Origin of the sequence: Bacillus sp. EB106-08-02-XG196 (assembly GCF_013396335.1) — a bacterium.
GTDB lineage: Bacteria > Bacillota > Bacilli > Bacillales > Cytobacillaceae > Neobacillus.
Genome location: NZ_JABWSY010000016.1, coordinates 119,756 through 146,527, shown reverse-complemented (window position 1 = coordinate 146,527; position 26,772 = coordinate 119,756). Strand labels below are relative to the sequence as shown.

The 26,772-nt window shown below is 38.8% G+C and carries 25 protein-coding genes and 2 tRNA genes; 26 read left to right on the top strand and 1 reads right to left on the bottom strand.

Annotated features, from left to right (window positions below; genetic code table 11):
- Positions 1–10: 10 nt before the first annotated feature.
- Genes MLOOGBEN_RS22810 through MLOOGBEN_RS22785 form a run of 6 tightly spaced genes read left to right on the top strand, consistent with a single transcriptional unit; the run spans position 11 to position 7,551 of the window.
- Positions 11–1,207, top strand: a complete 1,197-nt coding sequence (locus MLOOGBEN_RS22810) for a cystathionine gamma-synthase family protein (RefSeq protein WP_179160578.1) — start codon at positions 11–13, stop codon at positions 1,205–1,207.
- Between the two features lie 33 nt (positions 1,208–1,240).
- Positions 1,241–2,494, top strand: a complete 1,254-nt coding sequence (locus MLOOGBEN_RS22805) for a M20 metallopeptidase family protein (RefSeq protein WP_179160577.1) — start codon at positions 1,241–1,243, stop codon at positions 2,492–2,494.
- Positions 2,484–3,539, top strand: coding sequence for a homoserine dehydrogenase (locus MLOOGBEN_RS22800; RefSeq protein WP_179160576.1), 1,056 nt, complete (start codon positions 2,484–2,486; stop codon positions 3,537–3,539). The genes MLOOGBEN_RS22805 and MLOOGBEN_RS22800 overlap by 11 nt, the downstream gene beginning before the upstream one ends.
- A 26-nt stretch (positions 3,540–3,565) precedes the next feature.
- On the top strand, positions 3,566–5,002 hold the full coding sequence (locus tag MLOOGBEN_RS22795; RefSeq protein WP_179160575.1) for an aldehyde dehydrogenase family protein: 1,437 nt from the start codon (positions 3,566–3,568) through the stop codon (positions 5,000–5,002).
- Between the two features lie 36 nt (positions 5,003–5,038).
- Positions 5,039–6,214 (top strand): M24 family metallopeptidase, encoded by a 1,176-nt coding sequence (locus MLOOGBEN_RS22790; RefSeq protein WP_179160574.1) that lies wholly within the window; start codon positions 5,039–5,041, stop codon positions 6,212–6,214.
- 50 nt (positions 6,215–6,264) lie between these two features.
- Entirely contained in the window at positions 6,265–7,551 is a 1,287-nt protein-coding gene (locus MLOOGBEN_RS22785) for an MFS transporter (protein ID WP_179160573.1), read from the top strand.
- 223 nt (positions 7,552–7,774) lie between these two features.
- Here the strand turns inward: MLOOGBEN_RS22785 and MLOOGBEN_RS22780 are convergent, their stop codons facing one another.
- Entirely contained in the window at positions 7,775–8,146 is a 372-nt protein-coding gene (locus tag MLOOGBEN_RS22780; protein WP_179160572.1) for a VOC family protein, read from the bottom strand.
- 225 nt (positions 8,147–8,371) lie between these two features.
- On the opposite strand from MLOOGBEN_RS22780, the gene MLOOGBEN_RS22775 reads away from it, so the two are divergent.
- The 20 genes from MLOOGBEN_RS22775 to MLOOGBEN_RS22680 all read left to right on the top strand — a co-directional run bounded on the left by MLOOGBEN_RS22775 (position 8,372) and on the right by MLOOGBEN_RS22680 (position 26,770).
- Complete coding sequence (locus MLOOGBEN_RS22775; RefSeq protein ID WP_256989225.1) at positions 8,372–9,919, top strand: PucR family transcriptional regulator; 1,548 nt, start codon at positions 8,372–8,374, stop codon at positions 9,917–9,919.
- A gap of 162 nt (positions 9,920–10,081) precedes the next feature.
- Positions 10,082–10,738, top strand: coding sequence for an aspartate/glutamate racemase family protein (locus MLOOGBEN_RS22770; RefSeq protein ID WP_179160570.1), 657 nt, complete (start codon positions 10,082–10,084; stop codon positions 10,736–10,738).
- 53 nt (positions 10,739–10,791) lie between these two features.
- Positions 10,792–11,763 (top strand): DMT family transporter, encoded by a 972-nt coding sequence (locus MLOOGBEN_RS22765; RefSeq protein ID WP_306430764.1) that lies wholly within the window; start codon positions 10,792–10,794, stop codon positions 11,761–11,763.
- 65 nt (positions 11,764–11,828) lie between these two features.
- A complete protein-coding gene (locus tag MLOOGBEN_RS22760; protein WP_179160568.1) occupies positions 11,829–13,454 on the top strand; it encodes an OPT/YSL family transporter in 1,626 nt (541 codons plus the stop codon).
- An 11-nt stretch (positions 13,455–13,465) separates the two neighbouring features.
- Positions 13,466–14,527, top strand: a complete 1,062-nt coding sequence (locus MLOOGBEN_RS22755) for an S-methyl thiohydantoin desulfurase family protein (protein ID WP_179160567.1) — start codon at positions 13,466–13,468, stop codon at positions 14,525–14,527.
- Between the two features lie 19 nt (positions 14,528–14,546).
- On the top strand, positions 14,547–15,494 hold the full coding sequence (locus MLOOGBEN_RS22750; protein WP_179160566.1) for a DUF1177 domain-containing protein: 948 nt from the start codon (positions 14,547–14,549) through the stop codon (positions 15,492–15,494).
- A gap of 56 nt (positions 15,495–15,550) precedes the next feature.
- A complete protein-coding gene (locus MLOOGBEN_RS22745) occupies positions 15,551–16,222 on the top strand; it encodes an AroM family protein (protein ID WP_179160565.1) in 672 nt (223 codons plus the stop codon).
- 13 nt (positions 16,223–16,235) lie between these two features.
- Positions 16,236–17,183: an aminopeptidase gene (locus tag MLOOGBEN_RS22740; protein ID WP_179160564.1), complete on the top strand. Its 948-nt coding sequence runs from the start codon at positions 16,236–16,238 to the stop codon at positions 17,181–17,183.
- Positions 17,184–17,223: 40 nt separating this feature from the next.
- Complete coding sequence (locus tag MLOOGBEN_RS22735) at positions 17,224–18,081, top strand: NADPH-dependent oxidoreductase (protein ID WP_218781294.1); 858 nt, start codon at positions 17,224–17,226, stop codon at positions 18,079–18,081.
- A gap of 27 nt (positions 18,082–18,108) precedes the next feature.
- Positions 18,109–18,621, top strand: a complete 513-nt coding sequence (locus MLOOGBEN_RS22730; RefSeq protein WP_218781300.1) for a nitroreductase family protein — start codon at positions 18,109–18,111, stop codon at positions 18,619–18,621.
- Positions 18,611–18,919 carry a DUF6092 family protein gene (locus MLOOGBEN_RS22725; RefSeq protein WP_256989224.1) on the top strand — a complete coding sequence of 103 codons (309 nt, stop codon included), beginning with the start codon at positions 18,611–18,613 and terminating at the stop codon, positions 18,917–18,919. Before MLOOGBEN_RS22730 ends, MLOOGBEN_RS22725 begins: the two co-directional genes overlap by 11 nt.
- Positions 18,920–19,099: 180 nt before the next feature.
- A complete protein-coding gene (locus tag MLOOGBEN_RS22720; RefSeq protein ID WP_179160560.1) occupies positions 19,100–19,222 on the top strand; it encodes an FbpB family small basic protein in 123 nt (40 codons plus the stop codon).
- A gap of 107 nt (positions 19,223–19,329) precedes the next feature.
- Positions 19,330–19,632, top strand: a complete 303-nt coding sequence (locus tag MLOOGBEN_RS22715) for a YuzB family protein (protein WP_256989223.1) — start codon at positions 19,330–19,332, stop codon at positions 19,630–19,632.
- Positions 19,633–19,693: 61 nt separating this feature from the next.
- Positions 19,694–19,767: transfer RNA gene (locus MLOOGBEN_RS22710), tRNA-Gly, on the top strand.
- Positions 19,768–19,779: 12 nt separating this feature from the next.
- A tRNA-Ile gene (locus tag MLOOGBEN_RS22705) sits at positions 19,780–19,853 on the top strand.
- Positions 19,854–19,952: 99 nt separating this feature from the next.
- On the top strand, positions 19,953–20,762 hold the full coding sequence (locus tag MLOOGBEN_RS22700) for an Fpg/Nei family DNA glycosylase (protein WP_179160558.1): 810 nt from the start codon (positions 19,953–19,955) through the stop codon (positions 20,760–20,762).
- Positions 20,763–20,942: 180 nt separating this feature from the next.
- Positions 20,943–21,584, top strand: coding sequence for a transcriptional regulator CcpN (gene ccpN / locus MLOOGBEN_RS22695; protein ID WP_179160557.1), 642 nt, complete (start codon positions 20,943–20,945; stop codon positions 21,582–21,584).
- Between the two features lie 18 nt (positions 21,585–21,602).
- A complete protein-coding gene (locus MLOOGBEN_RS22690; RefSeq protein ID WP_179160600.1) occupies positions 21,603–22,418 on the top strand; it encodes a pyruvate, water dikinase regulatory protein in 816 nt (271 codons plus the stop codon).
- Between the two features lie 2 nt (positions 22,419–22,420).
- The gene (ppdK, locus tag MLOOGBEN_RS22685; protein ID WP_179160556.1) at positions 22,421–25,090 is read left to right on the top strand and encodes a pyruvate, phosphate dikinase; all 2,670 of its coding nucleotides are present in this window, start codon (positions 22,421–22,423) and stop codon (positions 25,088–25,090) included.
- Between the two features lie 237 nt (positions 25,091–25,327).
- Positions 25,328–26,770 carry a sensor histidine kinase gene (locus MLOOGBEN_RS22680; protein WP_179160555.1) on the top strand — a complete coding sequence of 481 codons (1,443 nt, stop codon included), beginning with the start codon at positions 25,328–25,330 and terminating at the stop codon, positions 26,768–26,770.
- The last annotated feature ends 2 nt before the right edge of the window (positions 26,771–26,772 follow it).

Here is a 26,772-nt window from a genome sequence, read left to right as displayed (position 1 = left end):
AGTGGTTTTAATGAAAAACGCAAAAATGGGAACGAAAGCAGTATGGGCAGGAGAAAAGGATTATTTAGTACATGGAGCAACACAAGTACCAGTAGTGTTAAGTGTAGCTTACGGTTATGACGATATGGATGAATGGTATGATGTAGCAATTGGAAAAAAGAAAGGACATATCTATGGACGTAATACAAATCCAACAGTTCAGGCTTTTGAAGATAAAATCAAAATCCTTGAAGGAGCAGAAGCAGCAACAAGCTTTTCAACAGGGATGGCAGCAATCAGTAATACACTTTCTACCTTCTTAGTACCTGGTGACCGAATTGTTTCTATTAAAGATACATATGGCGGAACAAATAAAATCTTTACTGAGTTCTTGCCTCGTCAGGAAATTGAAGTAGCATTATGTGAAACTGGAAATCATGAACAAATTGAACGTGAAGTGGAAAAAGGCTGCAAAATTTTATACTTAGAAACACCAACAAACCCGACTGTTAAAATTACCGATATCGAACGTATGGCAAAAGCAGGTAAAGCTGCAGGTGCACTCGTCATCGTTGATAATACATTTGCTACTCCAATGAATCAAAATCCACTTTCATTAGGTGTTGATTTAGTTATCCATAGTGCAACAAAGTTTTTGGGTGGACACGCAGATGCATTAGGCGGCGTGGTTTGTGGTTCTGAAGAACTGGTTGAAAAGATTTATCACTTCCGTGAAATTAATGGAGCTACAATGGATCCAATGGCTGCTTACCTTATTTTACGCGGGATGAAAACTCTTTATTTACGAGTTCGTCAGCAATGTGAAAGTGCAATGACTCTAGCAAAATATTTGCAGACAAAAGAAATGGTAGAAGCTGTTTATTACCCTGGTCTTGAAACACATCCGCACCATGATATTGCGAAAAAACAAATGAAGGACTTTGGCGGCATGCTCAGCTTTGCGGTTAAGGGCGGTGTTGATACAGTACGTGATCTTCTTCCTAAACTGCAATATGCAAACCGTGCAGCTAACTTAGGTGCAGTCGAAACAACAGTTGGACCAGCTCGTACAACAAGTCATGTGGAATGTACACCAGAAGAACGTGCTGCAGTGGGAATTCCAGAAGGACTTATCCGAATCTCATGCGGAATTGAAGAAATCGAAGATATCATTGCTGATTTTGAACAAGCATTCAACCATGTTGAAAGTATGTTAAAAGTAAAATAATCTTCCATTCAAATACCAGGGGGAAATGAACAGATGGCAGATCATGCTAATCATCCTTTAGTCATTCAGGCAAATGGATTATCAGATCAACTTATTGAATGGAGACGTAAATTTCATCAGCATCCCGAACTCAGTTTTCAAGAGTTCGGGACCTCCCAATTCGTTGCTGAAGTCCTTAAAAAGATTAAGGGTTTTCATGTTGAAACAGGAATAGGAGTAGAAACAAGTGTAGTCGGTACATTAACTTCAGGAGAAGGACCTGTAATTGCAATTCGGGCTGATATGGATGCACTGCCGATCAAGGAAGAAAATACATTCGAATATAAATCAAAAAATGAAGGGGTTATGCATGCCTGCGGACACGATGCCCATACGACAATCTTACTTGGAGCAGCCCATCTTCTTGCTCAAAAGTTTGAAAGAGAAGAGCTGAAGGGAACAGTCAAATTTATTTTCCAGCCAGCAGAAGAGAGTACAGATGAAAAGGGACTTTCAGGTTCGCCATACATGGTACAAGCTGGTGCGTATGATGGTGTTGATGCTGCCATTGCCCTTCATATGTGCCCATGGCTTCCTGTAGGAGCAGCTCAAGTGAATGATGGGTACAGTATGGCAAATGTTGATGTGTTTACTGCTAAAATTTTCGGAATCGGCGGCCATGGTGCATATCCTGAACTTGGGACGGACCCGATTTGGATGCTTGGAGTTGTCATGCAGGCCTTACATGGGATTGTTGCCCGAAAATTACCGGCTTTAGAAGCGGGTGTGATTAGTATAGGTCAGATTCATGCCGGAACCGCAAGCAATATTATTCCAAATGAAGTAGTGATAAACGGCACGATTCGCAGCTATACTCCTGAAGCCCGTGATTTATTGAGTTCGGAGTTAATGAAGGCTCTGTCAATAGTCGAACCAATGGGAGGCAGCTATTCGCTCGATGTAGAAAGAGGAGAACCGGCTTTATATAATGATGCTCATATTAACAACTTATTTTTAAAGTCGATTGAAGAATTGTATCCGGATTTTGAGATTGTCAAACGTCCTTTTGGTATGGGCGGAGAAGATTTTGGATATGTGACTCAAAAAATACCAGGTGCTTTATTTTTCCTTGGAAGTGGAACGCAGGATGGAATTCAAAGGGATTTGCACACCCCTGTCTATGATCTAGATGAGAGCAGCTTGGCAAAAGGTGCTGCGATTCTTACACAGACAGCCTTGAATTTTTTGAAAGAAGAATCCCATTCTCCCATTAACATAAAAACGGAGGTTCAGATACATGTCTCATAAATTAGCTTTTATCGGATTCGGTGTAGTTGGTCAGGGGTTAGCAGAAATATTGCTGGAGAAAAAAGAAGAATTAAAGCTAAAAGAGGGATTTGAGGCAAAAGTTGTTGCAATTTCTGATTTTATCAAAGGTTCTATCTATAATCCAATCGGTCTTGATATAGAAATAGTTTTAAAGACATTAAAAGAAACAGGGAATTTAGAAAATTATCCACAAACACCTGGATTAATTAAAGGATGGGATAGTTTTAAAACCATTGTTGACACAAATGCTGATACGATAATTGAAGTGTCCTATACGGATGTAAAAACAGGGCAGCCTGCGATTGACCATTGTAAAGCAGCATTTGAAAGCGGAAAAAACGTGGTGATGACGAATAAAGGTCCCGTTGCCCTTGCCTATAAAGAGCTATCAGATATGGCTAAAAAGCACGGTGTTTCATGGGGCTTTGAAGGTACTGTCATGAGTGGTACTCCATCATTAAGAATGCCGATTGTTACATTAGCAGGGAATGAAATAAAGGAAATTCGCGGAATATTGAATGGAACAACCAATTACATTTTAACGAAAATGGAACAGGAAGGCGTCTCCTATGAAGCTGCATTAAAGGAAGCACAGGAGCTTGGGTATGCTGAGGCAGATCCTGCTAGTGATGTAGAGGGCTATGATGCAAGATATAAGATTGTTATTCTTGCAAATTATATTATGGGCATTCCATTAAAAGTAGAAGACGTTTCCTGCAAAGGGATTACAGATATTTCGCTAACAGACATTGAAACCGCTAAGTCTGAAGGAAAACGTTGGAAGTTACTTGCTAAGGTTAACAAGGAAAACGGCAATGTGACTGCCTCAATTGCACCTGAAAAAGTAGACATTATGGATTCTTTGGCTTCTATCGGAGGCGCTGTCAATGCGATTACCTATGAATGTGATTTACTAGGTCCAGTCACATTAAGCGGGGCAGGAGCAGGTAAAACTGAAACAGGATTTTCTCTTTTAATAGACTTGATTAATATCAACCGTGAACGTAAACCGGTGATGGTTTAAGTAAGAAAGGGAAGGGTGGGAATTTGATGACAGTTCAAATTAGAGGTCAGAAGATGTTGATTGGTGGATCATGGGTAGGACGTAACGAGATCATTGAAGTTCGTGACCCTCAAGATAATAGTATAATTGATACTGTACCTGCTGCCAGTAATGAAGACATGATTCAATGTATTGAAGACGCAAAAGAAGGTGCGAAGATTGCTGCCGCCATGCCTGTGCATGAAAGAATCAGAGTAATCAATGCCGCTGCTGATTATATTGAAGAACATAAACAAAGATTTGCTTTTATCATTAGTAAAGAAGGCAGTAAAACCATTAGGGAAGCGCTGAAAGAGGCAGCGAGATGCGTTCAAACGTTACGCATTAGTGCCGAAGAAGCAAGAAGAATCACGGGCGAAACACTATCCTTTGACCAAATGCCTGGGAGTGAGAATCGGGTTGGTTATTATTACCGTTTCCCGATTGGCATTATTGCAGCGATTACCCCATTTAATGATCCGTTAAACCTTGTCGCCCACAAAGTAGGACCAGCCATTGCGTCTGGAAATGCGATTATTGTGAAACCAGCAAGTGTTACACCCCTAAGTGCACTTTTGCTTGCTGAGGCTTTCTCACATGCAGGACTCGCGCCTAAAGTGTTATCTGTTATAACAGGCCATGGTCGTGAAATTGGAGATATCCTTGTCACCCATCCAGCTATACGAATGATTAGTTTCACAGGAGGCTTGGAAGCGGGAGAAGATATTGTTCGTAAAGCAGGTTTAAAAAAGATAAGTATGGAACTTGGTTCGAATTCTCCGGTTATTGTGCTAGAAGATGCAGATATGTTGGAAGCGGTTGAATCATCTGTATCAGGTGCATTTTGGGCAGCGGGTCAAAATTGTTTAGGTGTACAGCGAGTGTATATCCAAGAGAGCATTATGACAGCATTCCAACAAGCATTTATTTCCCGTACCGAGCTATACAATGTAGGGGATAAACAATCTACCTTAACGGATATGGGACCACTGATTACGGAAAAAGAAGCAATCCGGGTTGAAAAAATGGTTGAGGAAGCAATTGAAAAAGGTGCTCAATTGCTCACTGGCGGACAGCGAAACGGAGCATTTTATTCTCCGACTGTTCTGACAAATGTTCCGGAGAATTGTAAAATTGCAAAGGAAGAAATTTTTGGTCCAGTTGTTCTCCTTTACCCTGTAGCGGATTTGGATGAGGCAATCCAAAAATCAAACAGTGTGGACTATGGTTTGCAGGCCGGTATTTTTACAAAAGACATTGAAAAAGCTCATAAGGCGATTGCTCAATTGGACGTTGGCGGAATTATGATTAATGACAGCAGCGACTATCGAATTGATGCAATGCCATTTGGCGGGGTTAAAAAATCCGGATTAGGCAGAGAAGGGATCAAGTTCACCCTTCAAGAAATGACCGAACCAAAAGTGGTGTGCTTTAAATTAAATTAGACTAATGGGAATTCCAGTCATAGGAGGGAACTTGGCATGTCATTTGCAACGTATGAGTATAAAGAGAGAATTCGCAAAACAAAAGAACGAATGCAGCAAAAAGGAATCGATGTTCTGCTGATTACCGATCCGGCTAATATAAATTATCTATCCGGTTACGATGGCTGGTCGTTTTACGTGCATCAGATGTTAGTCGTCATTATTGACGAAGATCAGCCGATGTGGATTGGCAGAGAAATGGATGCCAATGCTGCAAAGGTCACCACATGGCTTTATCGCGATAACATTATTCCTTATCCAGATGATTATATTCATTCCGACATCAAGCACCCGATGGATTTCGTGGCCGGGATTTTAAAGGAAATAGGTCAGGATAACCGTTCGATAGGTGTGGAAATGGAAAACTATTATTTCACAGCCAAGAGTTATATGCAGCTAAATAAAGGATTACCGAATGCGTCCTTTCACGATGCAACCTTATTAGTAAACTGGGTACGGTTAATCAAATCTGATGCCGAAATCGAGTATATGAAACGCGCAGCAATCATCGCCGAAAAAGCGATGAAGGCGGGGATTGAATTAATTCAAGAAGGCGTCAGAGAATGTGACGTTGCTGCCAAGATATTTCACACGCAAATCACAGGAACAGAGGAATTTGGCGGAGATTACCCGGCAATTGTACCGCTCTTGCCATCTGGTGAAAAAACCTCCACTCCGCATTTAACTTGGACAGATGATCGTTATAAGGACGGAGATGCCGTAATTATCGAATTAGCGGGCTGCTATAAAAGATATCATTCACCTTTAGCACGAACCGTTCAAATTGGTAAGCCAAACGAAAACTTGAAAACCCTTTCAGAGGTGGCGGTAGAGGGCATAAATGCTTGTTTGGAAATGGTGAGACCTGGAATTGCCTGTGAGGAAATTGAAGAAACATGGAGAAAAACTATCGAAAAAAGTGGGTTTGTAAAAGAATCACGACTCGGCTACTCCATGGGATTGAACTACCCGCCGGATTGGGGTGAGCACACGGTAAGCATTAGAAAAGGCGATAAAACGATTTTGCAGCCGAATATGACCTTCCATTTGATTCCGGGATTGTGGCTTGACAATTATGGCTTTGAGGTCAGTGAGTCGATTCGAATCACAGAAAACGGTTGTGAAACATTCGCTAAAATGCCAAGAAACCTAGCGTTGAAGGAATTTGTATAACGGTATTTAAATTTTAATATCGTTGTAAAATAAAAGGGGATGATGCATGAATGAAGAAAGCTACAACTGCTACTGCAATAGGAAATCTAGTCGAATGGTATGAATACGGTATCTATAGTTATACTGCTGCAATTATCGGAGCACAGTTTTTTCCAGAAGAAAGTAGTTCAGTAGCTTTATTATATGGTTTTGCGGTGTTTGCGATTTCGTTCTTCTTTAGACCGCTTGGAGGTATCATTTTTGGCTCGATTGGAGACCGGCTGGGACGAAAAAAGATATTAGTTGTAACGATTATGATGATGTCATTGGCTACAGCAATCATCGGGGTGATTCCAAATTATGAGTCTATAGGATTTATTGCTCCACTTTTATTAATTATCATGCGGATGATTCAGGGATTAGCAGCTGGAGGAGAATATACAGGTGCATCTGTATTTATGAATGAATCAGCACCGAATTCCCGCAGAGGTTTATTTACTAGTTTACTTGAATCAGGTTCATTGCTCGGCTACATTCTTGGTTCTGTGTTTGTAGCGATTTTAACTACTGCACTAAGTTCAGACCAAATGGCAGCATGGGGATGGAGAATTCCATTTATTTGTTCCTTGCCTTTAGCTTTAGTGGGAATGTACGTCAGAACGAAAATTGATGATACGCCAACCTTTATCAAGATGAAAGAAGAGAACGATTTGGCCAAATCTCCGCTGAAAGAGATGTTCTCAACTGCAAGAAAACCGTTAGCGATTTCTTTTTTAGTTGTGGCGTTTGCCAATGGTGCCTATTATACCTTACTGACTTATCTTCCCTCCTATTTTGAGACGCAAGTGGGATTATCGACAATGGAATCTCTCACAGTCACAACAAGTGGAATGGTTTTAATGATGATTCTTTTCCCAATCTTTGGAATGCTGGCCGATCGCTACGGCAGAATTAAGTTCCTGCTATTGTCGGCATTACTGGCAATCTTTACAGCGATTCCAATCATGGCCTTTGTCTCTGGTGGTTCGTCGGCAGGTCCACTGGTCGGTTTCTTTGCCTTAGGAGTGATAGTAGCGATCTTTATTGGTGTATTCCCATCAACACTTCCTATGTTGTTTCCGAATCGAGTAAGAAACAGTGCCTATGGTATTTCTTATAATGTTTCCACGGCGATTTTTGGAGGCGGTGCACCATTTATCATTACATCCTTGCAGACAGCTTCAGGAAATAAACTCATGCCGGCTTTCTATTTAATCGCAACCGCTTTATTAGCAATCGTGGCAATGTTCTTCTTGCCAAAGTCCATGAAAGCAGCAAATGCAAATAGGGACATTACAGATATAAAAGATGCAATGTAGAAAATCAGGGTCTTTTACTTTAATAAAGTGAAGGACTTTGATTTGCTGTAAGTATGATGATTGAATTAAAGAAATGGAACCTAATAACTTAATAAGAAGGCTGTTTCAAAGTTCCATAATGGCGACTATTAAACAGTCTTCCTTTTTGATTCTTGTTATTATTGGTAAGCTAGTAAAGGCTTTAAAGGATATATGTATTTCGTAATACCGTTAATTACGTTTTTTATCTGTGTTGATCCACTAGAATCTGATTACCATCTGGATCTTCAATCGTAAAATGTGCTGGTCCTTCGGTTGATTCATCTGCTTCAGAATGCATTGTTATTCCTTTTTCTTTAAGCTGCTTTTGAATTTCACGAATGTCCGTATATGATTCGAGATTTTCAGTATTTTGATTCCACCCTGGATTAAAAGTCAAAATGTTCTTTTCGAACATACCTTGGAATAGTCCAATGATGCAATTTTCATTTTTCATAATAAGCCAATTTTGATTAATATCTCCACCAAAGGCTTGAAATCCTAGGTTTTCGTAAAACTCTTTTGATACATGAATGTCTTTCACAGTTAGACTTACAGAAAATGCACCTAGTTTCATCATTCTACCTCTCTCAAAATAATAATTTTTAAATATAAGTTTAAGTATAATCGATTAACTTTAATTACACAATATTCCCATATTTGGTTAATTGATACATGATAAATGCCAGTCTATTTTATTATCTTAAAACATTTAATTTTATTGAATTTTTATTAATGGTAAACTGGAATTATTATTAAAAACGATATTCCCGGATTTTTGGAAGCACGTTAATAAAATGATATGAATCAGGTGAATTTGATGAAATCTGCCGGTATAACGTTAAGTGAAATTCTTTGCCTACCAATATTAAAAGATGCTAGGGTAATTGGCGGAGAAAAGGGTCTAACTCGTGTTGTTAAATATATTGATATAATGGAAGTTCCGGATGTTACTGGGTGGTTGAGAGAAGGGGAATTACTGCTAACGACAGCCTATGCTATACGTCATGATCCGAGATTGCTGCCCAAATTAGTGGAACAATTAGCGCAGGCTGAAGCAGCTGCGTTAGCAATCAAAACTGAAAGATTCTTGAATGATATGCCTATTGAAATGATTCAAATGAGTCAGAAATATAATTTGCCAATTATTCAACTTCCGAACAATGTACCTTATATGGATATTACTCATGCGGTTATGGAGCAAATTATTGACAAACAAGCTTCTTTACTTAGAAGGTCTGAAGAGATTTACAAAACACTTACCACGCTTGTAGTAGAAAATAGGGGGATTCAGGTTGTAGCTGACAGAGTTTCTGGATTGCTAAAGTCGTCCTTATGGTTAGTCGATAAGGCAGGAAAAATGATTGTATCATCACCACAAATGTCCCCCGATTTCCCTTCAAATGGTACACTATCCTGGAATATAAGAGTGGATAACCAATTAGAAGGAAAATTGATTATTGACAAAAAACATTTAGATGATTTAGAGCTTATTTGTGTGGAGCAAGCTAGGCTTGTATTTTCTTTAGAATTAATGAGAAGGAAAACTGCATTAGATACTGAGCACAAGTTACGTGGTGACTTTATTGAAGAACTTTTGACAGGATTACCGCTGTCAAAACAAGTGATTATAGATAAGGCAAACCAATTTGGGTTTAAGACGGAAGGAATCTGGGAGATTGCGATCGTTGAATTAGAAAACGAAGAGAATGATGTATTTTTTGAAAAAATCAGTTTATTGATCGAACAAACTGCACAAGTATATAAGGTGAACTCACATATTCTTGTGAAGGGAAATCGTTTAGTTTTGTTACTTGCCTCGCATAGTGGTGAACAAATTAAACAGATTACAATTGAAGATAACCTAAATTGGAAATCGGTTCTGACACCGTTTATCTATGAGTGGCAAGGGATTCGAGTAGGTTTTGGCGGGAAAGCACAGTTGTGGGATATTCAAGGTAGCTTTTTAGAGGCAAAGAGAGCTATTTTGATCGGATCTAGAATATATCATCATTATAGAGTGTTTGCTTTCGAGGACTTGGAATTGTATCAATTATTACTAGATGCCTCTGAATTTGTAGACATGGACAAATTAGTGAAAAAAAAGATTGGTAAGATTTATAAATATGACCAGGAACATGGAACTGATTTCATCACAACATTTTATTTTTATTTGGCCTCAGGTGGAAGTTTAATGGAAACAGCTAAAGAACTCTTTATTCATCGAAATTCAGTTAAATACAGGATGGATAGGATCCGTGAGATAGCGGATATCGATACTGAAAATTTCAGAGAACGATTTGTTTATTACATATGTATTATATATTATAAATTAAAAATGGAAACTTAATCATAGGGTCGATTGTGCTGAGCGCACAATTGGCCCTATTTATTTTTGGTTTCGAAGGACATTGTCGAATATTATAGGTTTATTTAGAATTATAAACATTCAATACTTTCTCTCTTTTCAGAAAATATATTGGATAAACTTTTTAGGAAAGGTATGAATTAGATGATTGGCATTATTCGTGTTTTTACGACAAACCAAGAAGAGGTACTTCAACAGCACGGAAAGGTGATAGCACAATCCTTTGATGTACCAACCGTAACAAAATGTATTCCTGATCAACCTTTAGGAATATTTAATAATGAGACAGAAGCAATCGCTGTTCCTAAAATCGTTGAGTTAGGCAAGCAAATGGAAAAAGAGGGATGTAAAGTCCTTGTTATCAGCTGTGCAGCTGACCCTGCTATTAGTGAATTGCGTAAAGAAGTATCGATTCCAGTCATTGGTGCTGGAAGTGCGGCGGCGCTTACCGCATTGGCGATTGGAGAACCTGTTGGTGTTCTAGGAATTACTGAAACTCCACCAGCTGTTATCGAGCAACTTCTAGGTAACTTACTTGTTGGTAATAATAAACCAGAAGGTGTGTCAAACACGACTGATTTAATGACACCAGCTGGACGCCAAAATGCTATAGATGCTGCTAAAAAGTTAATTGATCGAGGGGCAAAAGTATTAGTTTTTGCATGTACTGGATTTTCAACGATTGGACTAGCTGATCTATTAAGAGAAGAAATAAAAGTTCCTATTATTGATGCTGTTGAGGCAGAGGGAATGTTTGCGGCTACGTTGTATCAGCATGTACAAGCATCAGTGATAAAATAATTGCTTACTAGTGGTCCAATTGAAATGGATAGGATAAAACTAGTAGGATTTGTTTGAAAGAAGGTTTTTCATTGGTCAGATCCTATCTTTTGCTCTTAATATGTGTCTTTATATGGGCGGGAAACTACCTAGCGCGTCAATTTTTATTAAAAGAATTTTCTCCCTTTTTTCTATCAGCCTTTAGCCTTACAGTCATATCGATTTTCTTTTGTTTGTTGGCTTCTTTTACTAAATCTTTCGTTCAAATTCAGCGAAGGGAACTAGTGTTATTTTGTTTTGCTGGTTTAATTGGGTTAGTTGCAAATCAAATCTTTTTGTTTATGGGACTAAAGTATTCAACTGCTACAAATGCTTCTTTGATTTTTAGTTTATCCCCTTTACTTACAGCTGGTTTAGCTGCTGTGTTTCTAAAGGAGAAGGTAACACGGCAAATGGTAATTGGAAGTTTGATTGCAATCTTTGGAATTTATTTAGTCCTATCTGTACGAGGTCAATTCGTATTTAATATAGGTGATGTCCTGCTCTTTGGAGGAACAGCTACATTTGCCTGTAACCTTATTTTTGTTCGATTGCTTTCTAAAAGGCTGTCACCTATTATCATTACAACCTATAGTTTTATGATGGGTGCAATCCTTTTTGACCCGTTCCTCATGATTGGTACTAACATCGATTGGAATCATTCAATGGCAATTTGGAGTTTTGCGATATGCTCTGTAATTATCGGACAGGGACTCACTACTTTAATGTGGAATGAGGCCATGAATGATATTGGAGCAGCAAGAGCTGCTGTTGTGTTAAATTTACAACCTTTAATGACAATGTTATTGGACTTTTTGATTTATAAAAACACAGTGACGGTACAGCAAATGATCGGGGCCGCACTTGTATTTACCGGAATCCTATTTAGCATTTTACAAAAAAGTACTGTTAGAAAAGGTCCATCGGAATTGATGGCTAACCAATTAGCTGAAGCCAATGCGATTAAGAACAAATTGGAGGGCAAAGTTAAAAACTTGCAAAGATAGCTTTCAAAGCATATAGAGATTGCGAGTTAACTGAATAACCAACATAAATTATAGGGGGAATTTCTATGAAACATGAAACTCATGACGAAAAGCATCCACGTTTATTCGAACCATTTACATTTATTTTAACGCTCGTCACTTCAGTCTTTGGTGCCATTATTGGGATGCAGATTATTGTAAGTTTAGGGGTAACGCCAAATACTTCTATAATTGGTGCCCTAATAGCGATGTTAATTGCTAGGATTCCGATTACGATCTTCAGCCGATACAAATCTGTTCATCGTCAAAATCTTGTGCAAACAGCTATATCTGCTGCAACCTTTGGTGCAGCTAATAGTCTATTAATTCCAATCGGTATTCCATTTTTAATGGGTGCACCAGAACTAATTATTCCAATGTTAATTGGTGCTGCGTTAGCGATGTTTGTCGATGCAGCTATTCTTTATAAGCTATTTGATTCTAAACTATTTCCAGCAAAAGGAACGTGGGCGCCTGGAGTTGCAACGGCTCAAGCAATCCTGGCAGGTGATAAAGGTGGTAAGAGGGCTGGTTTACTTGGAGTAGGTACTGTTATTGGTATCATAGGTTCCTTCCTTCATATTCCGATGTCAGCATTTGGTGTTGCTTTTATCGGGAATATTTGGGCCCTTTCAATGTTTGGGATTGGTCTATTATTCCGTCAGTACTCCATTCCTGTGTTTGGCGTAGATGTAAACGCACTTTATATCCCTCATGGAATTATGATTGGTGCGGGGATTGTTGCATTAGTTCAGGTTTCGATATTGATTTTTGCTAAGAAGAAAAATTCCGGACAACCATCTACTAAAGATGAAGTGGCAGCAACTATAGAAATTGCTGACGAAGAAGAGTTTACTCGCCCGATAGAAAAAGCAAGAAAAGCGTTAGGATTAGGTTTCGGTGCCTATCTTACGGTGGCATTAATCCTTGCGATTACTGGTGGCCTTATCACTGATATGTCTCCAGGTATGTTTATCGGATTCTTATTCTTTGCTGCTTTTGCGGCATTCGTTCATGAAATGATCGTAGGTATCGCGGCAATGCATTCTGGTTGGTTCCCAGCGTTTGCGGTAGCATTTATTACTCTTCTTATTGGGATGATGATTGGGTTCCCGCCATTAGCGCTTGCATTGCTAGCAGGATTTAGTGCAGCTACAGGACCCGCGTTTGCTGATATGGGCTATGATTTTAAAACAGGTCATATCTTACGCGGCGAAGGTAAGAACAGAGAATATGAAATTGCTGGCCGAAAACAACAATACTTTACATCAATGATTGCCTTTGGTGTGGCTTTATTAACTGTGCTTGTTACTTACAAAGGATATTTTGCACAAAATTTAGTACCGCCGATTGATGCTGTTTATGTTTCAACGATTGAAGCAGGAACTTCTGCAGATGTTGCAAAACAATTATTACTCTGGGCAATACCTGGTGCCATTCTTCAGCTGATTGGTGGTCCAAGTCGTCAATTAGGGGTATTGTTTGCAACAGGTTTATTGATCTTAACACCATATGCAGGCTTTGCCGTACTTACTGGTATTGCGATTCGCTTAATTTGGGTAAAAGCAAAGGGTAAAGAAGCGGAAGCACCAATGAGTATTTTAGCAGCTGGATTTATCGCTGGTGATGCATTATTTAGCTTCTTCAATTCTGTATTCAAAATAGGTAAATAAGGGAGAGTAAAATGGCGAAAATTCAATTAGACAAAAAAATTGTAGAGTATGCAGTATATGGCGGTGCGGTCCTCGGCGGCGGCGGGGGAGGCTGGATTGAAGATGGTCTGCAAATTGGCAGGCTCGCTCTTGACATTGGTCAGCCTGAACTATTGACCGTAGATGAGCTTTCAGATGAAGATTTGGTTGTAACAGCTTCATTGGTTGGGGCACCTGCTGCAAAAGATAAATTTGTTAAACCGATTCATTATTCAAGGGCTTTAGATCTTCTTTCACAAAAAATCGGAAAACCGTTTAAAGGAATTATTACAAACGAAAATGGAGCAGGTACTACGGTTAACGGCTGGTTCCAATCAGCCGTAACAGGTATCCCCGTAATCGATATTCCTTGTAATGGACGAGCACATCCAACAGGATCAATGGGATCAATGAACCTTTCAGAGCAAGAGGACTATGTTTCTCATCAGGCAGCAGTTGGAGGCAAAGGCTCTAACTATTTAGAATTTAGTGTTTCTGGATCGCTTGACAAGGCATCTACATTAATTCGAAAGGCTTCTATTGAAGCTGGGGGTTTATTAGCGGTGGCTAGAAACCCTATAACCGTTGCTTATGCCAAGGCTCATGGTGCAGCTGGTGCGATTCAGCAAGCGATTCAGGTAGGAGAAGCATTGTTAAGCCATGTCGGTGAAGCGGCCATCGATGCTGTTGTCGGGACGTTGGGAGGAAGAGTGGTTACAGAAGGAACAGTAACGGATTTTTCACTCGAAACAACAGGCGGTTTTGATGTAGGCACAGTCACCATAAATGATTCCTATGAATTAACCTTTTGGAATGAATACATGACGATTGAAAAAAATGGTGAGAGATTTGGAACCTTTCCAGACCTTATTATGACACTTGACGCAAGAACAGCTGAGCCGATTGTTTCTGCTGCTATACAAAAAGGTCAGCAAATCGCTGTTATAGCAGTTCCAAAGGAAAAGTTAATTTTAAGCAGTACGATGAGAAATGAAAAGTTACTGAAACCGGTAGAGGATATTATTAATCGCTCAATTCTTGAATATAACATCTAAGCAAAGGGAGAGGAAAAAAGTGGTACTTAAACAAACGTTAACTGCAATCGATATATTAGACAATGCTTATGTTTCAGGGGAAAAGGTGAAGGAGTTATTTAGTACTTATGCTAACGTAACTGTAACGGTTCAAACTGTTGAAGGTGATAAGGGCAGTACTGATTTCATAAAAATTGTAATTCCGGGTTCAAATGGAAAAAGCAATGGTGGAGACGCACCAACTTTTGGTATTGTGGGCAGATTAGGTGGAATAGGGGCCCGACCAAGTCGTATTGGAATTGTTTCTGATGCTGATGGAGCCGTTGCAGCCGTTGCTTCCGCATTAAAACTAGCTGATATGCAAACTAAAGGTGATACGCTTGTTGGGGACGTTATTGTAACTACCCATATTTGTCCAGATGCACCGACACGCCCGCATGAACCAGTAGATTTTATGGATTCGCCGGTAGATATTCTTACAATGAATAAATATGAAGTGGTCCCAGAAATGGAATCTATTTTATCGATTGATACGACAAAAGGAAATCGTGTTATCAATCATAAAGGAATTGCTATTTCTCCAACTGTGAAGGAAGGGTATATTCTCCGTGTAAGCGATGATTTACTGAGGATTATGGAGATGGCAACAGGTCAATTCGCAGTAACCTTCCCAATTACTACTCAAGACATTACACCATACGGGAATGATTTGTATCATATAAACTCCATCCTACAGCCTGCAGTTGCTACATCAGCTCCTGTAGTCGGGGTAGCCATTACAGCTCAATCCGTTGTTCCAGGCTGTGGAACTGGTGCGAGTCATGAAACCGATATCGCAGATGCCGTCCGTTTTGCCGTAGAAGTGGCTAAGGAAGCAACAAACGGAACATGTGAATTATATAGTAAAGATGAGTTTAATAGAATCACAGAATTATATGGTTCTATGGAAAGATTCCAAACGATGGGGCAAAAAGCTCCTCAGCTGTAATTAGGGGAGGGCGCGTCTGCTCTCCTTTTATTTTCATATTATAAAGGGGTGTAAGGATGGAAAGGTTAGGAATGATTACTATTGGTCAAGCACCAAGAAACGATGTCGCACCTATTATTGAGAAATACTTGGATGGGCGTGCTCAGTTGGTTCAAGTTGGGGTATTGGACGGTATGTCAAAGGAATATATAGTAGAAAATTTGTATCCAGACGAGGGAGATTATGTTTTAACATCGCGATTGGTATCAAATGAATCAGTTATCATGTCGCGTGAGAAAATTAAACTGATTGTACAAGAAAAAATTAATGATCTTGAGAAAATGGGGATTAAACAAATCCTGCTGCTTTGTACAGGTGTATTTCCCGGACTTTCTACTGAGAGCGCCTATTTAATAGAACCTGATCATGTTATTCCACCAGCCGTTAAGGCAATGGTTGGCAGCAGAAGATTTGGAGTCATTGTCCCGCTAGATGAGCAAAAAGAATCATTAATATCGAAGTTTTTACCATTTGGGTTATCACCTACTTTTGGTGTTGCATCGCCTTATCATATTGATCCAAAAAGCTTTGAAGCAGCTGCAAACGAACTGAAAGATAAAGTAGATATTATTTTACTCGATTGCATGGGTTACACAGAAGAAGCAAGGGAAATGGTTTCACAAGCAACAGGTGTGCCAGTTATACTTTCTAATGCCATTATGGCAAAATTAACATCAGAAATGATATAAAAGGGTGATTAAAATGAATCAACAGTTAATCGAAATTAGCAAAAATGTATTGGTGAAATGTTTAGGACTCAAAGAGAACGAATTGTTCCTTGTTGTAACCGATGATGTTAAAAAGGAGTTAGGTGAATCCTTATTCGAAGCAGGAAAATTACTTGGTGCCGAAAGCATGTTAATGGTGATGAAGGAACGAAAAAAATCAGGTGAAGAACCGCCCGCTTCCGTAACAGCAGCGATGATTGAGGCAGATGTGGTAGTATGTATTACTGAACACTCATTAACACATACAAAAGCAAGAAAGAAGGCTGCCGCCGCAGGGACACGATTGGCAACAATGCCTGGTATTACCGAAGATATGTTTTTGGAAGGAGCGATTTCTGCTGATTATACGCAAGTGAAATTTTTAACGGATGTCGTTACTGATATTCTAACTGAAGGAAAAGAGGTCAGGATCGAAAAGGGAGGGTATACACTCACCTTTTCCATAGATGGCAGGGATGGAATTCCAAGTACAGGAATGTATCTAAATGCTGGAGAATCAGGTAATCTGCCCTCAGGTGAAGCCTATGTCGCACCATTTGAGGGAACAGCAAATGGACAAATCTTAATTGACGGCTCGATTGCAGGGATTGGCCGACTAGAAACTCCTGTGCTTTTAACAATTGAAAATGGTCGGATTGTCTCTGCCGAAGGAGAGGCAGGAGTTAGACTCTTAGAAATTCTTGGTGATGGCGACGGTAGACTGCTAGGCGAATTTGGAATAGGTACAAACGATAAGGCAAGAATCACAGGCGTTGTATTAGAAGATGAAAAAGTATATGGGACGATTCATGTTGCTTTTGGAAGCAATAACACTTTTGGTGGGACAATCTCTGCCGGTGTACACATCGATGGGGTCGTTACCATACCGGATGTTTATATTGATGATGAATGTTTGATGGAAAAAGGAAGTTTTAAACAATAAAAGAAACACCAAGTTTGCTATAGGGAAAAAGGTGGTTAGTATGACGAAACTTATTACCGGCAGGTTAGAACTAGAAGGGATTGACCTACCTAGTAATTTCCATAATCAAACGATAAATGTGCTTACTGCTCATGAATCCGTCCGCGGATTTGAACCAAAACGAATTCCTGAAGAAATGCTGCAGGCTATTATCACTGCTTCCCGTAGTGCTCCAACATCATCCAATCTACAGGCTTACAGTATCATCGTTGTAAAAAATGAACAGCGAAAAGATAAACTTGCCCGTTTGTCTGGAAATCAAAAGTTTATCCATGAGGCACCTGTTTTTCTATTATTTTGTGCGGATATTTTTCGGTTGAAATATGTTACCGCTAGACAAGAGTATGGATTTGCAGCAGATACACTTGAGATGTTTTTACTTGCCGCAATGGATGCTTCGTTGGCCTTACAAAACGCAATTGTCGCAGCAGAATCTCTAGGCCTTGGATGTTGTCCGGTAGGTTCCATTAGGAATGATCCTATGGCGGTTGCCAAGGAGCTTAAACTGCCAAAGGGTGTATTTGCTGTCTCAGGTTTAGCGATTGGATTTGAGAGGGAGGGAGTGAGGCGAGGTGTTAAACCACGGCTTCCTGCCAAAGTGACTGTACATGAAGAAACCTATTCCAGTGAAGAATTGGATAAGTATTTGAATGAATATGATCAAACAATGATTTCACGAAGAACATATGATGGACGGCGCGTTTCTTTAGCTGGTGAACCAGAAAAAGAGGGAATAGAGTATGGGTGGTGTGAGCATACTGCCCGCCGCTGCACTCGTCCTGAAACCATAGCTGTATCTGCAAGCTTAAGAGAAAATCTTAAACATATTCTGAAAGAGTATGGTTTTTTATTAAAATAAGGAAGGGTGTGGAATGAAGTGGAAGTAATGGAGGCTGTGAAATCAAGGCGTAGTACAAGGTCCTTTGAACCTAGTAAATTACCGCCTGAATTTATACAAGATATTGAAAGTGCCATACTAAATAGTCCGTCTGGGAGTAACGCACAAGAATCGCACTTTGTCATTGTTCAGGATGAAAGACAATTAAGACTAATTAAACGTTTTGCTCCAGGATTATCAGGAGATCCTGCTGCTGTTGTAGTATTTTGCTCCAATGCAACGGAATCAATAAATCGTGGAGGAGTGGATACAGCTGAAGTCCTTCGCTTTGTAAATCTTGGTATCGCAGCAGCATATGTCCTTTTATCTGCACATTCAAATGGTGTTGGAAATTGTCCTGTCCGTTCCTTTCATCGCCAATCTATTAAAAGGATTCTAAGGCTTCCAGAAGATGTAGAACCAGAATTATTAATTAGTCTTGGCTATACAAGCACGCCTCCCCGTTCTAAAACGAGCAAACAGGCAGTGGAGGTGATTTCACATGACCAATATGGAAACTAGTAAGTCAGAGGAACAAATCATCGAAAAGCTACGCGATTATGTTGCATACACACTTACAAGCGCAAAAGGTCTATATCGGGAGCCGCATAGTTATGGAGCAATGAGAATGATAGATTCAATGGAAAGGGCTATTTCTCTTCTTCATGAAGCTGGGATAATGGATAAAGCGCTCGAAGAGGGGTTATCGAATGTAAGGAAAGAAAGATGGCGTGCGATGACAGATCCAAAAGAATTCGGCAGAGCAATAGATGAATCCGTTCTTGAAATTGTTAATCTTTCGATGAACATTGATAAATAATTTTATGATGCGGGGAATTATCCACTAACTGGATTTTCTAGTTATGTTCATGATTTAGGTAATTCTCTTTTTTTATAATGTTCTGATAAAATAAAAAAGTTCAAAAAGTTGTAATATTTCTGCTGATTTTAAGCTTTTTACTTTTAGTATAATAAAAACATAAGAAAGGTGGAGAAACAATTGAGAAAACGCAGTATAAGCTTTAAGAAATTAGTGGATGATAATAAACAGGAACTAAAAAGTGATGTAAAAGCAATGGAGAGAATTGAGGCGAAAATTGATAAAAAACATTCAAAAAGATAAAAATTTCATATATTGCTATAAAAAAAGAGCAACCCTACTAGAAATGGTTGCTCTTTATCATTTATTTTGGGAGAATTATTTATAATAAATTGATATACTAAATGTAAATGCCTAGCAGTGGAGATGTGCAGCGTATGAACTTTATTACAAGACTTTTTACGAAAGAAAAAAAATTAAAAGTTGACTTCTGTGAAAAAAATTTAGACCGTTTTTTACCTGTTGAGCTTCAAAATGAATACAGTGCTTTTTTGGGTAAAAAAAATATCGAATATAAAGAGTACCATTGTCAAAGTAGATGTGAGGAATGCAAAATATCTCCTTATGCGATTGTAAATGGTGAATTTATTGCAGCTAAAGACTCAAAGCAATTATTGGAAAAACTTAAACATCTAGAGGTTGATAAAAAGTAGTTTACAACTTATTTGCAGGGTGTTATAATATTTCATGTACTATTTGTTGGGTGCTATAGATGCGGGTGTAGTTTAGTGGTAAAACCTCAGCCTTCCAAGCTGATGTTGTGAGTTCGATTCTCATCACCCGCTCCAATTCATCTAAATGGGCCTATAGCTCAGCTGGTTAGAGCGCACGCCTGATAAGCGTGAGGTCGATGGTTCGAGTCCATTTAGGCCCACTTAATAAATTATCGATATAAAAACCGAACTTTAATTAGTTCGGTTTTTTTGCGTTTATGAGGAAAAGATATGAAAAAGCCTTAAAGGGGAGCAGATAGATGCCTGAACTTCCGGAGATGGAAAATTACCGAATATTATTAACTCAAAAAATAGCAGGTCAAATCATTACACAGGTACAAATCAATCGTGAGAAATCGGTTAATGTGAACACTAAGCTCTTTATTAATAGTGTCACAAGTCAGAAGCTTATGACCGTCAACCGAAGAGGTAAGCATTTATTATTTCACTTAGAAAATGGTCAGGTCCTCCTGTTGCATTTGATGCTTGGCGGCTGGATGTATTTTGGGAGAGAGGAAGATAAACCGGAAAGAACCATACAGGTTCGATTATCATTTGGAAATCACCATCTTTATTTTATTGGATTGCGGCTGGGTTATTTGCATTTATATAGTGAACTGGATGTTCAAAAAGAATTATCTTCATTGGGGCCGGAGCCATTGGACCCTCAGTTCACTTTGCCGGCATTTTTAAAAATACTTGATGATAGACGTGGGAAAATAAAAACAAAACTTCTTGATCAGGAGTTTATTGCAGGGATTGGGTATTGTTACTCTGATGAAATTTGTTATCATGCTGGAATTAAAACGAAACGAAGTATAGAAGACATGGGTGAGCCTGAACGAAATCAACTTTACCAATCGATGAAGCATGTGCTCCTAGATGCTTTAAAGCATGGTGGATACATGGAAAATCCACTTTTCCAAGGGGACAAATTAACGGGGGGCTATAATAATCTCTGTCTTGTGTATGACCGTGAAGGAGAGAAGTGCAAAAGATGTGGCAGCACCATTATTAAAGAAATGATTTCTTCTCGTAAAACCTATTTCTGTCCCAACTGTCAAAAATAGCAAGAATTCTATCTCTTCGGTAGGATTCTTTTTTTTGAAGAGTTTCATAATTTGTCAAAAATATGTTGAACAAATTGTTCCTTATATTGTATAAATGTAATATACTATATATTAATAAGTATAACACATTTGTATTTTTGTTAAAAAATATAACTTAATTAAATTGAAAAGGGGGTCAATGTGATTAAACTGACGAAACGCCAAGATGAGATTCTAAAGATTGTAAAGGAAAGTGGACCTATTACGGGTCAGCAAATTGCAGAAAAGCTTTCCTTAACAAGAGCAGCGTTAAGACCAGACTTAGCTATTTTAACCATGGCTGGTAATTTGGATGCTAGACCTCGAGTTGGCTATTTTTTTAATAATAACCAAGAGGTAAAGCATCAGGCAGAGAAATTTCTTCACAAAAAAGTGGCAGATTATAAAGCTCATCCAATCGTAGTAGAAAAATCTACTTCTGTATACGATGCGATTGTTCAACTATTTTTAGAAGATGTCGGTACTCTATATGCGGTAGATAGCAACGGTTATTTAGCTGGTGTCATTTCTAGAAAAGATTTACTAAGAACAGCTATCGGCAATAAAGATTTGCAGGAATTACCCTGCAGTGTCATTATGACCAGAATGCCTAACATTATCACAATCACACCTGAGGAAACAATGTTAGAAGCTGCTAAAAAAATGATTACGAATCACATTGACTCCTTACCTGTAGTGAAAGAAATCAATCCGGGAAACCATACATATTTACTTGTCGGTCGGATTACAAAAACAACCATCACACGAGCATACCTAGAAATAATGGAACAAAAATCGGTATAAAGGGGAGTGGCAGTAATTTTGGTAGAGAAGGAAGTAGTCTATGTGGTTTCGGACTCTGTTGGGGAAACAGCAGAGTTTGTTGTAAAAGCGGTTGCAACACAATTTAACGGGGGAAATGTAGAGATTCGACGCAATTCCTATGTGGATGATCTAGAAGACATTGAAGATGTCCTTATACTAGCAAAAAAAGGAAAGTCAATCATTGCCTATACGATTGTCATTCCAGTATTAAAGGAGTATTTAGATCGTCGTGCGGCAGAAGAAAACATTAGGGCAGTGGATTTGCTTAGTCCATTGATGAATGCATTCACCACAAGTTTTAATAAAACGCCTCATCATCAGCCAGGCTTAATGAGAAAACTAGATGAAGAGTATTTTAGAAAAATAGAAGCCATCGAATTTGCGGTTAAATACGATGATGGGCGTGATCCTCGAGGAATTCTCAAGGCAGATATTGTCTTAATCGGTGTTTCAAGAACCTCGAAGACACCATTATCGATGTATTTGGCTCATAAACGCTTTAAGGTTGCCAATGTTCCGTTAGTTCCGGAGGTACCAGCACCAGAGGAATTGTTCGAGATTCCGAGGAAGAATTGTATTGGATTAATTATTTCACCCAATAAATTAAACGAAATTCGTATTGAAAGGCTTAAAGCTTTAGGGTTAGGCTCTAAAGCAAGTTACGCAAGCTTCGAAAGAATTCTTGATGAACTGGATTATGCTGAAAAAATTATGAAGCGAGTAGGCTGTCCTATTATCAATGTTTCAAATAAAGCAATCGAAGAAACCGCTGGACTAATTTTAGAAGTGTTGAAAAAAGAGAGGAGCTTATGATGATGGATAAATTCGTTTACTTGTTTCATGAAGGAAATGGAGATATGAAGGAAACGCTTGGAGGAAAAGGAGCAAATCTAGCGGAAATGACGCGGATTGGTCTGCCAGTTCCTTATGGTTTTACGATTTCAACACAAGCATGTAATGCCTATTATGATGCAGGAAAAATGATTCCATCGCTCGTTGAAAGCCAAGTATTGGGAGCACTAAACACCCTAGAGGAAAAAATGGGGAAAAAACTAGGCGATGCACATAATCCGTTACTTGTTTCTGTCCGTTCAGGTTCTGTATTTTCAATGCCAGGGATGATGGATACGGTCTTAAACCTTGGAATGAACGATGAAACAGTTATTGGAATGGGGAAGTTAACGAATAATCCTCGTTTTGCCTATGATTCTTACCGCCGTTTCATCCAAATGTTCAGCAATGTTGTCCTTGATATCAATACGTATTATTTTGAACAATTATTAGAAGAAACACGGGAAGAAAAGGGTTATAGCGCTGACCCAGAAATGACTGCTGACGACTGGAAAGAGGTCATTGAAGGGTATAAAGGAATTGTTAAAAAGCATACAAGAAAAGACTTCCCTCAGGATCCGAAGGAACAGCTATTTCTTGCCATTAACGCGGTGTTTGATTCTTGGAATAATCAGCGTGCTATCGTCTACCGCCGCTTAAACAAAATTCCGGATCACCTTGGAACGGCTGTCAATATTCAAAGCATGGTATTCGGTAATATGGGCAATGATTCAGGGACTGGCGTTGCCTTTACTCGAAATCCATCTACTGGTGAGCACGTTCTTTATGGTGAATACTTAATTAATGCACAGGGTGAAGATGTGGTAGCAGGAATTCGTACACCACAGCCAATTCAAACCTTAAAAGATGAGATGCCTGCGGTTTTTAAACAATTCTCAGAAACATGTAAACGTTTGGAGCAGCATTATCAAGAAATGCAGGATATTGAATTTACAGTAGAACGCGGGAATTTATTTATTCTTCAAACGCGAAATGGTAAGCGGACAGCACAAGCTGCTATTCGGATTGCGGTTGAAATGGTTGAAGAAGGAATTATTGATAAGAAGACAGCCTTGCTTCGTGTCGACCCAGATCAATTAAATCAGCTGCTTCATCGCCGAATAGATGATAAGTATGAGCGTACTTTATTAGCAAAAGGTCTTCCAGCATCACCAGGTGCGGCTACTGGTCAGGTTGTATTTGATGCAGATGAAGCAGAGGAATTAGGAAATGCTGGTAAAAAGGTTATTCTTGTTCGTCCAGAAACAACACCTGATGATATTCACGGAATTGTTGCAGCTCAAGCAATCCTTACCAGCCGTGGCGGAATGACAAGTCACGCTGCAGTTGTTGCGCGCGGTATGGGTAAAGCATGTATCTGCGGATGTGACGCCCTAAAAATTGATGTAAAAGCAAAACAATTTAAAGTGGACGAGAAGGTTATCAACTACGGTGATGTAATCACGATTGATGGTTCAACAGGAGAAATCATGCTGGGAGAAATTCCAATGATTGAACCAGAACTTTCAGATGAATTCCAGCTTTTACTTGCTTGGGCTGACCAAGAGCGAAAAATTGGGGTACGTGCAAATGCTGATAATCCTGAAGATGCACAAAAAGCCTTTGAATTTGGTGCCGGCGGTATTGGATTGTGCCGTACAGAGCATATGTTTATGGACTTGAAACGTATTCCAATCGTTCAAAAAATGATTTTAGCTGAAACATTCGGCGAGCGTAAGGATGCACTTGCTGAGTTGCTTCCAATGCAGCAAGGCGATTTTGAAGGAATCTTTGAAGCGATGCAGGGGTACCCGGTAACGATTCGTTTATTGGATCCGCCTTTACATGAGTTCTTACCAGATAAAGAAGAGCTGTTAGTCGAAGTGACAAAGCTGCAAATTCTTGATCCTTCCTCTCCTGAGCTGAAGAAGAAAGAATTACTATTGAAAAAGGTTCGCCAATTAGATGAATATAACCCAATGCTCGGACACCGCGGCTGCCGTCTCGGTATGGTGTATCCAGAAATTTATGAAATGCAGGCAAAGGCAATTTTCTATGCTGCGGCTAAGCTTGCAGACAAAGGGATGGAAGTTCAGCCAGAAATCATGATTCCACTTGTTGGTCATGTTAATGAGTTGAAACAAATGCGCCAGCTTGTGATCGATGCTGCTGTAAAAGTACAGGAAGAAACAGGAAAGCAATTTGAGTACACAATTGGAACGATGATTGAAATTCCACGAGCGGCGATTACCGCTGATCAAATTGCACAAGAAGCAGATTTCTTCTCGTTTGGTACGAACGATTTAACACAAACAACATTCGGTTACAGCCGTGATGATGCAGAAGGGAAATTCCTTCAAAATTATATTGAAAATAAGGTTTTGCCAGAAAATCCGTTTGCTGTCCTTGATCAAGACGGTGTTGGCAGATTAGTAGAAATGGGAGTTAGACTCGGCCGTGGAGCTAAACCTACATTAAAAACCGGAATTTGTGGTGAGCATGGCGGCGAGAAAACGTCCATTGATTTCTGCTACAAAACTGGACTTGATTATGTAAGCTGCTCACCTTACCGTGTGCCGCTGGCAAGATTAGCGGCTGCACAAGCAACGATTCGTCATGAATCAAATAAAAAAGAAGTTTATACAACTGCATAAATTTTGTATGAGGACGTGTACTACGTACCGTTTTTCTTGAGAAACATATAGTTAGCATATCAATTCGCTAAGAATTGGTATGCTTTTTTCTGTTACAATAAATGCGCCTACTTGGGGATATAATTTGTAGATGTTTTCATTTTTTTAATTTTTATTTTCGAAAATTTTAAGAATTGTATGATATGGTTTTCTTAAGTTTTTATAAAGATTAGCGTGGGATGAATCGGAGGTGATTATATGTCCATTAAAATGAGATTTCTGTTGTCTTACGTGGGGGTAATACTGTTTTCTATCACTTTATTCTTAGCTGCTGGTTATTTACTTATTTTTACAATAACGGGCGATGTAAATTCTATAGCGAACTTTTATAAAAAATCTTATCTTCAAAAACCTTTGACTCCTATAGAGGAAAGTGTGTTTCTTGATTTAAAGCTATTGGCAAAAAATAACTCTGAGCAGCTATTAAATATTGAACAACTGAAGAAGATTGAACATCAAGATATCAAAATTGTTGTTAGAAAAGATAAGGACATTGAGTACGCTACTTCCACGTTAGATCAGCAGGCATTGGATACATCACTTCCTAAGTTTGAAGAAACGAATATTAATACGAGGGATTCCATTAAAATAAATGACTTCTTTTTTACGTATGTAAAGTTTGATTTTTACTTTTCAGATAAAAGTAAAGGAAGTATTTTTGTATTGAGGAAGGTAAGCTCGAATGCTCAGTTGATTAGAGAAATGTTTCCCATTTTATTAGGTCTATTGCTGCTTCTGTTTATCATGATTATTGGGTTATTAAACTATATAGTGTCAAGGAGCATTATCAAGCCAATCTCCGTTCTAAAAGAAGGTGCAGAACGGATTAAGTCTGGAGATTTAAATTTTGAAATCAAAACTGCTTCAAGTGACGAAATCGGCCAATTAAATAAAACCTTTGAAGAAATGAGAGTTAAACTTAAGGAGTCGATAACTCTCCAGATTCAATATGAGGAAAATCGAAAAGAACTTCTTTCAAATATTTCCCATGATTTAAAGACACCGATTACTTCCATAATTGGCTATGTGGAGGGGATAAAAGACGGTGTGGCAAACACCCGAGAGAAAATGGAGAAGTATTTAACCACCATTCACATAAAAGCAAGAGATATGGATTCATTGATTGATGAGCTGTTTTTATTCTCAAAACTTGATTTAAAGAAAGAATCATTCACTTTTGAAATAATCGAACTAGTTGAATACATGCGGGATTTTGTAGAAAAACTTCATTTAGATTTAGTTCAAAAAGGGATACAGATTACCTATCATACAATGAATCAACCTATGTACGTGACAGCTGACCGAGAGAAGTTAAAACGTGTTTTAGTAAATCTAATAAACAATTGTGTTAAGTATATGAATAAAGATGATAAATACATTTCTATTACTTTGCATGAAGGACCATTTGATGTAGTCGTAGAAGTGACGGATAACGGTTATGGAATTGACCCTTCAGCGTTACCATACATTTTTAATCGTTTTTATCGAGCTGAAATATCAAGAAATTCCCAGACTGGCGGAAGTGGGTTAGGGCTAGCCATTTCTAAACACATTATTGAAGAGCATGAAGGGGAGATTTGGGCAGCGAGTGAGAAAGGCAAAGGTACAAGTGTTTTCTTTTCTTTGAAGAAAGGTGTGTAAGG

Excerpts from the sequence above, each read along its gene's own strand:
- MLOOGBEN_RS22755 (WP_179160567.1), top strand. The coding sequence starts at position 13,466 with ATGGCGAAAATTCAATTAGACAAAAAAATTGTAGAGTATGCAGTATAT.
- MLOOGBEN_RS22775 (WP_256989225.1), top strand. The coding sequence starts at position 8,372 with ATGAATCAGGTGAATTTGATGAAATCTGCCGGTATAACGTTAAGTGAA.
- MLOOGBEN_RS22790 (WP_179160574.1), top strand. The coding sequence starts at position 5,039 with ATGTCATTTGCAACGTATGAGTATAAAGAGAGAATTCGCAAAACAAAA.
- MLOOGBEN_RS22785 (WP_179160573.1), top strand. The coding sequence starts at position 6,265 with ATGAAGAAAGCTACAACTGCTACTGCAATAGGAAATCTAGTCGAATGG.
- MLOOGBEN_RS22715 (WP_256989223.1), top strand. The coding sequence starts at position 19,330 with ATGCCTAGCAGTGGAGATGTGCAGCGTATGAACTTTATTACAAGACTT.
- MLOOGBEN_RS22680 (WP_179160555.1), top strand. The coding sequence starts at position 25,328 with ATGTCCATTAAAATGAGATTTCTGTTGTCTTACGTGGGGGTAATACTG.
- MLOOGBEN_RS22810 (WP_179160578.1), top strand. The coding sequence starts at position 11 with ATGAAAAACGCAAAAATGGGAACGAAAGCAGTATGGGCAGGAGAAAAG.
- MLOOGBEN_RS22770 (WP_179160570.1), top strand. The coding sequence starts at position 10,082 with ATGATTGGCATTATTCGTGTTTTTACGACAAACCAAGAAGAGGTACTT.
- MLOOGBEN_RS22780 (WP_179160572.1), bottom strand. The coding sequence starts at position 8,146 with ATGAAACTAGGTGCATTTTCTGTAAGTCTAACTGTGAAAGACATTCAT.
- MLOOGBEN_RS22795 (WP_179160575.1), top strand. The coding sequence starts at position 3,566 with ATGACAGTTCAAATTAGAGGTCAGAAGATGTTGATTGGTGGATCATGG.
- MLOOGBEN_RS22745 (WP_179160565.1), top strand. The coding sequence starts at position 15,551 with ATGGAAAGGTTAGGAATGATTACTATTGGTCAAGCACCAAGAAACGAT.
- MLOOGBEN_RS22760 (WP_179160568.1), top strand. The coding sequence starts at position 11,829 with ATGAAACATGAAACTCATGACGAAAAGCATCCACGTTTATTCGAACCA.
- MLOOGBEN_RS22735 (WP_218781294.1), top strand. The coding sequence starts at position 17,224 with ATGACGAAACTTATTACCGGCAGGTTAGAACTAGAAGGGATTGACCTA.
- ppdK (WP_179160556.1), top strand. The coding sequence starts at position 22,421 with ATGGATAAATTCGTTTACTTGTTTCATGAAGGAAATGGAGATATGAAG.
- MLOOGBEN_RS22740 (WP_179160564.1), top strand. The coding sequence starts at position 16,236 with ATGAATCAACAGTTAATCGAAATTAGCAAAAATGTATTGGTGAAATGT.
- MLOOGBEN_RS22725 (WP_256989224.1), top strand. The coding sequence starts at position 18,611 with ATGGAAACTAGTAAGTCAGAGGAACAAATCATCGAAAAGCTACGCGAT.
- MLOOGBEN_RS22805 (WP_179160577.1), top strand. The coding sequence starts at position 1,241 with ATGGCAGATCATGCTAATCATCCTTTAGTCATTCAGGCAAATGGATTA.
- MLOOGBEN_RS22700 (WP_179160558.1), top strand. The coding sequence starts at position 19,953 with ATGCCTGAACTTCCGGAGATGGAAAATTACCGAATATTATTAACTCAA.
- MLOOGBEN_RS22730 (WP_218781300.1), top strand. The coding sequence starts at position 18,109 with ATGGAGGCTGTGAAATCAAGGCGTAGTACAAGGTCCTTTGAACCTAGT.
- MLOOGBEN_RS22800 (WP_179160576.1), top strand. The coding sequence starts at position 2,484 with ATGTCTCATAAATTAGCTTTTATCGGATTCGGTGTAGTTGGTCAGGGG.